The following is a 7,748-nucleotide window of genomic DNA, read 5'->3' as shown; positions in this document are numbered from 1 at the left end:
GTATAAATTGTTTAATACTTGTTGAGAGCTTGGGTTCATCGTTTTATCCCTTTATTAATATCCCTTTAAACGATTTTAAAACTAATGTGTAATAACGACAATTAAATTTAAATGTAGAAGCCGTTTATCCTAAGTGTTTACTGAACTATTTAAAATTCTTCAGTTGTACTGCTACGTTATTCTTTTGAATAATGTTATTTTACAATAATTTTTATAATCTCTATATGCTTAAGGTAACATCTTCTTTAATTTTTAGTCTATGACAAGTTGCAAAGGTAAAGAAAACTGTATTCGAAACCCATTAACAGAACTAATTACGCCTACATTTATTCAAACAAATTAAGATGACACCCATCCTAATTCTTAGTTCGTCCAAGTTTAGAGTTTATGATAGGTGATGAGATTGACGCTCCCCAATACGGCGTCAATTTGCCAAACGGCTTAAGCAAATTAAGTACGATAAAGTACTTTAATTACATGCCAGCCAAATTTAGTTTTAACTAGGTGTGGCTCTAAAATTGCGCCTTTAAATGCAATTTTGTCAAACTGTGGGACCATTTGACCGCGTCCAAATTCACCTAAGTCACCGCCTTTTTTGCCCGATGGGCATGACGAATACTTTTTAGCTAAGGTTTGAAACTTTGCACCTTTACCTAATTGCTTAATAATATCTTCTGCAATTTCTTTGTGCTTAACCAAAATGTGAAGTGCATGTGCTGTGTTTGCCATGAAAAAAGCCTTTTATACCGTTAGCTAAAATTAAACGCGGCGATTTTAACACAACCTCATAAACCTAGCATCTACTTATGCTGCAGTGTATTAACGCCTAATTTATAAGTAATGTTTAGCATCATCTGGGTTGGGTATTCTGCAGTACTGATATTTTCCAAATAAGGTATAGCGGTTTAAAGCAACCCTATCGTATAACCAATTATTAAACCTATTTGGCAAAATACTAAATACGTTTGCTAGTTTGTATGGGTAACCAAGTTGCTTAACAACGTTAAAAAAAGCATGACTTTGTGTATACGCTTTGCCGTTTTCTAGGTAAACCATTGAGGCATATTCTGTTGTTGAAAAACCAATATGCGTTAACAACAATTCACCTTTAGGAGATTGCACGCTACATAATTTAAAAATGGTATTGGCATCATTGTTAATAATAAAATTACACCACGCGCTGCACAGCTTACATTGCGCATCAAATAATATAATTTTCTGATTTTGCATCAGTGTAGCTGCATCATCGCTCATAACACCTTCCTTAAATTAAGTACTTTACTGTTGCACCGGCTTTTTTTGTAATTTACGCTGTAACGTGCGCCTGTGCATATTAAGTTGCCTTGCGGTAACCGACACATTGCCATTATTGCTGTGAAGCACTTGTTGAATATGCTCCCACTCTAAGCGCTCCGGCGACATAACTGCATCATCAATAACATTCGATGCCGATGCCACAGGCTCGGTGTTAAGCGCTTTTAATAATGTTGCCATATCAACCGGTTTAGTAAGGTAGTCGTTTGCGCCTAAACGCATTGCCTCTACTGCGGTTGCAATACTTGCAAACCCGGTTAGTAAAACAATATGTGCTTGGGGGAGCAAACTACGCAGCGGCTTTATGAGTGCAAGTCCGTTGTCGTCACCTAGTTTCATGTCTAATAAAACAAAGTCAGGCAATAGTTTACGCGCAGCAAGTAACGCATCACTTTGATTATGCGCCACCTCGCAGGTAAAGACTTGTTTAGTTAAGCGCCTTGCCAGTGTGCTGGCTAAATTAATGTCGTCTTCAATTATAAGTAACTTCATGAGGCGTTATTCTCAGTGTTTACAATAGCGAGTTTAACTTTGGCGACAGCGCCGCCATCTGCATGGTTAAACAAGGTAAGTGAGCCATTTAAACGCTCAAAAGTAACATTTGATAAAAGCACAGCAAGCCCCATTCCCTGATCGCTTGGCATAAGTTGCCCGCCCAGCTCTGCTAATTGCGATGACGAAAAGCCAGGGCCAAAATCGCGAATTAACAAGTAAACGCATTCGCTATGTAAGTTGTCTTGCTGCCAACTCAGCTCTAATTGAGTTTGACCTTGCTTTTGATTGGCGAGCGCGGCGTTTTGCAATAAATTTAAAATAGCAGGCAATAACATCGCATCACTCAATAGCGTTGCTGCAATTGGTGGCGTAATCCATTTAATGTGCTGATCAGGGTATTGCAGTAAAAGTGTGTCTGTAATTTGCGTTTGCAGTTGCTTTACCGTTACATGCTCTTGCGAATTTTTAAGGCGTAATTGCTCTGAGAGTTTTCTAAAGTCGTTAAGCTGTGTACTGCACTGAGTAAGCGGCGCTTGCATGTGCTTAACAATGGGGTTGTTTGGTTGATCTTCTAATAACTCTTCAAACAGTAACTGTAAATTTGCTATAGGGGTCGCAAGTTGATGGGTTATTTGTGCAGCAGCGCCATCAAGGGTAACAAGCTGTTCGTTACGTAATTGTTTTTCACGCACGTTTGCAATAATTCGCTCTCGCTCTTTAAGTGCCCTGCTCATTGCACCAATAACAAGTGCAATTACACTAGCACTTAAAACAAAATTAACCCACATGCCAATAAAGTGACCACTCATATTCATTTGATGCATACTGTGATCGGGCATCTTTATCAGCAAAAAACTGTATGCGGCAATGGCTAACACTGCAATATAAGCTAATCCTTTTTCTCGCAGCGTAACAGCAGCTATCATTATTGGGAGCAATAACAGTGATACAAATGCATTGGTTGCACCGCCGCTTAGCGAAAGCAAAACCGTTAAAAATAATACGTCTGCAGTTAGCTGCATCAACATACCCAAAGGTTTAGCCTGGCTTACATTACGATAAGCAAACAGGCTAATAAGCTGAAAAACAGCCTCAACAGCAATAACAATTAGTAAAGGCAGTAATGCAATTTGATATTCTAGTAAAAAATAAACGCTAAGCACAGCGATTAATTGCACCGCAATAGCGCCGCTTCGCAGCATTAATAGTCGACTAATAGTGGGGTCGGTACGCATTAACAAAAGGTAATTGCCTAATCAAATGTTTAATAAGGGTATTTTAACGGGTATGTGGTTTTTAATCATCATCCATCGAAATTGAAAACGGCGCACAAGGCGTTCCTTGATGAAACACCATCTTCCATTGCCCATTAGTTTGGCGCCAAAGCGACATACGCAATGAATAATTAAATTCACTGCGAGCAGAGCGTCTATAAGCGGCTTGGTAACTTAGTTGTACTACATCATCGCTCAGCATTCGGCCCTTAAAATGCTGATTATAAAATTGTGGTACAACCTCGGTAGGTAAACGGGTAAGCACTTGGTATTTATTGAACGTAGTGCCGTTGGCAGCAATTTCGATAAATTCATCATCGAGTAAAGCATCTAATGCGCGCTCAGATTGGCGAACCTCTGGGTCTAATAACTGGCGCTCAGCGTCAATCAAATGATTAAACAACGACACTTTTATTTTGCTGCTCATAACCTTCCCTATTATTTATAATTTAACTTTACTTTATAACTCATGACACTCTAAAAATACGGTAGTATTTCGACAATAAGTTATCGAATTAATACTATCTGCTTGCATACCAACACTCAAGCCACTAATTTTTATTATAAGAATAGTGATCAACCTGAATATTAAAATTATACTTAGGCTTGCTCTTTTTTAAATCAACTTATACATAATTCTCTTTTAATTATCAGTAATTACAAGCCAAAACACCTTATAAACTGGTCTTGAAAGGCAATTTTTGATATAACGTCTCCATTAGTAACACATGTCAGACCACCTTAAGAGAACATACTATGCCTTACGCACATATCACTGGTTGGGGTAAATGCATTCCACCAGCAAGCATTAGCAACGATGAAATTAGTGAAATAGTTGATACCACCGACGAGTGGATAACCACGCGTACTGGCATTAAATCTCGCCGAGTGAGCCATGTAAGTACCGCCGAGCTGGCAACCGTTGCAGCTAAGCATGCTATTGCGTGCGCAGGCGTTGACCCTAAAGATATTGATTTAGTTATATTAGCCACTTGTACACCTTCTACTGTTGTGGCAAATACCGCCTCACAAGTGCAAAAAAATATTGGTGCAACCGGCGCTGCCGCAATGGATACAAACGCGGCATGTTCTGGCTTTTTATATGCATTGCAAGCCGCTACAGCACAAATTCAAGCCGGTATGATCAAAAAAGCAGTAGTAATAGCTGCAGAGCGCATGACGTGGTACGTAAACTGGTCACGTCGCGATAGCGCTGTTTTATTTGGCGATGGTTCAGGTGCGGTCGTACTTGAAGCTGCAGAAACACCAGCAGGTTTACTGGCAACCAAAACCGGTTGTGACAGTGAAGACCGCGATATTTTACACATCACTAACTTTGGTAGCGATTTAAATAAGTATGAGCCAATTGGCCCGTCTGATTTATTATTTGAAGGTCGTGAAATATTTAAACGTGCTGTTAAAGGTATGAGTGAAGCGTGTGACGATGTACTTAAACAAGCCGATTTGAGCCTTGATGACATTAATGTACTCGTTCCACACCAAGCTAACTTACGTATTATTCAGGCTATTCAGCATCGTTTAAAAGTACCTGACGAAAAAGTAATGGTTAACATTGGTGAGTATGGTAATACCTCTGCTGCTACGATTGCTATTGCGTTATGTGAAGCCGTTGAGCAAGGGTTAATTAAACCGCATTCAAACATTATGTCTGCTGCATTTGGTGCAGGCCTTACGTGGGCTGCAAGTTACATAAAATGGGGCGAACGCGTAACGCCTATTAGTGTAAGCGATGCCGCTTTACCGCCATGTGATAAAACCGGTTTAGAACTTGTAGCACCGGCCGTTAAAGCATGTAAAGAAGCGCAGCCAAGCTAACACGAGATGTAATAAGCCACATTTAAAACGCACTTATTTAAGTGCGTTTTTGCTTTTTAAGGAATTAAATTTGAAACTTTTAGGGATTCATCACGCTGCGATTATTTGTAGTGACTACGCACGTTCTAAACACTTTTATAGTAATGTACTTAAACTTAACGTTATTAATGAGCACTTTAGAGCTGATCGTAATTCATATAAATTAGATTTAGCCATGCCCGATGGTAGCCAAATAGAGCTATTTTCGTTTGATGGAGCGCCTGTAAGACCAAGCTATCCCGAAGCACACGGCTTAAGACATTTAGCTTTTAAGGTAGCGGATGTACAGAGTGCTAAAACGTATTTAGAGTCGTGCGAAGTAAACGTTGAGGATATTAGAGTGGATGAAATAACCGGCAAAAAGTTTACCTTTTTTGCCGATCCAGATAACTTGCCACTTGAGCTGTATGAGGTTTAACACTCATAAGCTCAAGTTCTTACTATTGAATCAAAAACTTATTTATTAAAACGGTTTTGTAAGTAGTTAAATACAGCACGAATACCTAACGCTTCACCACCCGTTGGACGACCTGGTAATGCACGTAAGTTCCACGCCATTACATCAAAGTGTACCCACGGTGTTGTTGGTTCAACAAATTCTTTTAAGTAAAGCGCTGCAGTAATAGCACCACCAAACGGTGTACTTGCGCAGTTTGCCATATCGGCTACATCACTTTTTAGTAAGCTTTTGTATTGCTCAAACAACGGAAGTTGCCAAACAGGGTCGTGTACACTTAAACCTGCATCAATAATACCGTTTGCTACATCGCGCTCTGTTGAGAAAAAGCCCGGAAGCTCTGTGCCTAATGCAACACGACATGCGCCCGTAAGAGTAGCAAAATCAATAATTAGTTCAGGGTTATCGTTTTGTGCTTCACTTAATGCATCACACAAGACTAAGCGCCCTTCAGCGTCGGTATTATCAATTTCGACCATAATACCTTTGCGCGTTTTAATTACATCGCCTGGGCGAAATGCATTACGCGATACTGCATTTTCAACAGCAGGTACAAGCACTCGTAATCTAATTGGTAAATTAGCTGCCATAATAAGCTGTGCTAGTGCAATTACGTGCGCCGCGCCGCCCATGTCTTTTTTCATGTTACGCATGCCAGAGCTTGGCTTTAAATCAAGTCCACCTGAGTCAAAACATACGCCCTTACCTACTAGTGTAATTAATGGAGCATCTGTCGCGCCCCATTTTAAATCAAGTAAACGTGGTTTATTTTCGCTTGCACGACCCACCATGTGAATAGTCGGGTAGTTTTGCTCTAGTAACTCATCGCCAATCCACTGTGAAAATTCGCCATTGTAAGTTGCAGCTAAATCTTCCATTACTTGCGATAAATGTTGCGGCATCATATCTACCGCTGGCGTATTAACTAAATCACGCGCAAGTGTAATAGCATCAGCTTGTTGGCTAATACGCTCAAACAACGCTTTATCGCTAATGGCTAATTGCGCTTTTGCTGTTGGTTTTTCTTTGTATTCACTAAATTCATAACCACCAAGCACAAACCCTAAAGCAACTTGCTCTACAAAAGCGCTCTCGCCTTGAATTTGATAAGTACCAGTAGGAAGTGTATTTGCTAAATTACCCGCTGCCCAAAAATCATCGTTGCTTTGCATTAAACAAAATACGTGGCTTAACTCGCCAGTTTTAGCATCAGGGATTAAAGCAACACCTTGCTTTTCAAAACCTGTATTAGTTAACCAATTTTGTATAAATGCAGGCTGCTGTGCTTGCCAGTCAGATAATTCGTTTTTAAGAATAAAAGATAAAGGAATACCAGAAGATGTATGACGTAGTAATGCACTCATTAAAAAGCTCATATAATATAAAAATGGTACTTAAGAGCATATCAATAAGCGCACCTAAAAGGTATCGCTAATTTGAAGGGATTTTAGTTACTTTTTTAAGCTATTTTTGGATTCTTGCTTTTGATTTTCTTGATCTATTTTAGCATCAAGTTCTTTAATAGATTTGTTCATATTAAACGAACTTGGCAGTACATCAACTCCCACTAAACTCCCTAATTTAACAACTAAAGGAATTGTAAGCGGGGCAAAAGGTAATACTGCAAACACACCGAGCCCTAACCCTTTCAAAATATCAACAAACTGTTCATTAGCGCGTTTTAATTCTTCTTTACTTGTTTGGCCTTGGGTATAGCGCCTATAAATAGAAAGCATCTCTTTGGTTTCTTGCCTTTCTTGAGCAAGTGCAATTTTAAGCGCCACCATAGCACGACGAAAACGCAGCTGTTGGCGTTTCTTACTAATTTTAACTACCCGCCAAGGTGCACGGTGAATAACTTTATATAATCGCATAACTTTTATTTTCACACAGCAACACAGGTTCACAAAGAATAATTTACTTACAACATCCTTTAACTTATCCTTTGCACCAAATTAGTATTAAATACATACAACAACACTGAATATGACAAACCAATTACCGCAAAAACCTGAAAAACCAAAATCTGATGAATGCTGCGGTGGAGGCAGTTGCTGCCCCTGCGTGTGGGATGAATATAAAGAAAAATTAGCAACTTGGCGATGTGCACAAAACATTGAAAACCCCACCAAAAAGAAACAAATAAATAACATTTAAATACTGATAACGCATTAATTTTCCTCTCAACAACCCTATTTGCACCTATTTAGTTCATTTTGCCTTTACTTTGCACCACTGTTGCATTTTTTCTTAAATTGAATCTTTTTGTTATCAAATAGTTAATTAGTAATTGCCCTTCCTGTTTTTTATCTATAGTCTGTAAATAGGACTTC

Annotated in this window: 10 protein-coding genes; 3 read left to right on the top strand and 7 right to left on the bottom strand. The window is 39.2% G+C overall.

Annotated features, from left to right (window positions below; all coding sequences use genetic code 11):
* Positions 1-450: 450 nt before the first annotated feature.
* From GQR46_RS13120 to GQR46_RS13100, 5 genes are all read right to left on the bottom strand, one after another.
* Positions 451-729: a peptidylprolyl isomerase gene (locus GQR46_RS13120; protein WP_008171402.1), complete on the bottom strand. Its 279-nt coding sequence runs from the start codon at positions 727-729 to the stop codon at positions 451-453.
* Positions 730-831: 102 nt separating this feature from the next.
* Positions 832-1,254 carry a DCC1-like thiol-disulfide oxidoreductase family protein gene (locus GQR46_RS13115; RefSeq protein ID WP_165741178.1) on the bottom strand — a complete coding sequence of 141 codons (423 nt, stop codon included), beginning with the start codon at positions 1,252-1,254 and terminating at the stop codon, positions 832-834.
* A 24-nt stretch (positions 1,255-1,278) separates the two neighbouring features.
* Entirely contained in the window at positions 1,279-1,806 is a 528-nt protein-coding gene (locus GQR46_RS13110) for a response regulator (protein ID WP_165741177.1), read from the bottom strand.
* Entirely contained in the window at positions 1,803-3,044 is a 1,242-nt protein-coding gene (locus GQR46_RS13105; protein ID WP_206009579.1) for a sensor histidine kinase, read from the bottom strand. The genes GQR46_RS13110 and GQR46_RS13105 overlap by 4 nt, the downstream gene beginning before the upstream one ends.
* Positions 3,045-3,105: 61 nt before the next feature.
* Positions 3,106-3,510 carry a DUF4440 domain-containing protein gene (locus tag GQR46_RS13100; RefSeq protein WP_101216128.1) on the bottom strand — a complete coding sequence of 135 codons (405 nt, stop codon included), beginning with the start codon at positions 3,508-3,510 and terminating at the stop codon, positions 3,106-3,108.
* Positions 3,511-3,839: 329 nt separating this feature from the next.
* On the opposite strand from GQR46_RS13100, the gene GQR46_RS13095 reads away from it, so the two are divergent.
* Positions 3,840-4,919, top strand: a complete 1,080-nt coding sequence (locus GQR46_RS13095) for a ketoacyl-ACP synthase III (protein WP_165741175.1) — start codon at positions 3,840-3,842, stop codon at positions 4,917-4,919.
* 70 nt (positions 4,920-4,989) lie between these two features.
* The gene (locus GQR46_RS13090; RefSeq protein WP_165741174.1) at positions 4,990-5,376 is read left to right on the top strand and encodes a VOC family protein; all 387 of its coding nucleotides are present in this window, start codon (positions 4,990-4,992) and stop codon (positions 5,374-5,376) included.
* Between the two features lie 38 nt (positions 5,377-5,414).
* Here GQR46_RS13090 and GQR46_RS13085 read toward each other — a convergent pair whose 3' ends face one another.
* Positions 5,415-6,779 (bottom strand): leucyl aminopeptidase family protein, encoded by a 1,365-nt coding sequence (locus GQR46_RS13085; RefSeq protein ID WP_165741173.1) that lies wholly within the window; start codon positions 6,777-6,779, stop codon positions 5,415-5,417.
* Positions 6,780-6,866: 87 nt separating this feature from the next.
* A complete protein-coding gene (locus tag GQR46_RS13080) occupies positions 6,867-7,289 on the bottom strand; it encodes a hypothetical protein (protein WP_165741172.1) in 423 nt (140 codons plus the stop codon).
* A 112-nt stretch (positions 7,290-7,401) separates the two neighbouring features.
* On the opposite strand from GQR46_RS13080, the gene GQR46_RS13075 reads away from it, so the two are divergent.
* Positions 7,402-7,572, top strand: coding sequence for an oxidoreductase-like domain-containing protein (locus GQR46_RS13075; protein WP_010553991.1), 171 nt, complete (start codon positions 7,402-7,404; stop codon positions 7,570-7,572).
* The last annotated feature ends 176 nt before the right edge of the window (positions 7,573-7,748 follow it).

It is taken from the genome of Pseudoalteromonas sp. Z1A6 (genome assembly GCF_011378745.1).
In the GTDB taxonomy this organism is placed as follows: domain Bacteria; phylum Pseudomonadota; class Gammaproteobacteria; order Enterobacterales; family Alteromonadaceae; genus Pseudoalteromonas; species Pseudoalteromonas arctica.
The sequence above is the reverse complement of the archived record's forward strand: the minus strand, read 5'-3'. Positions and strand labels throughout refer to the sequence as shown.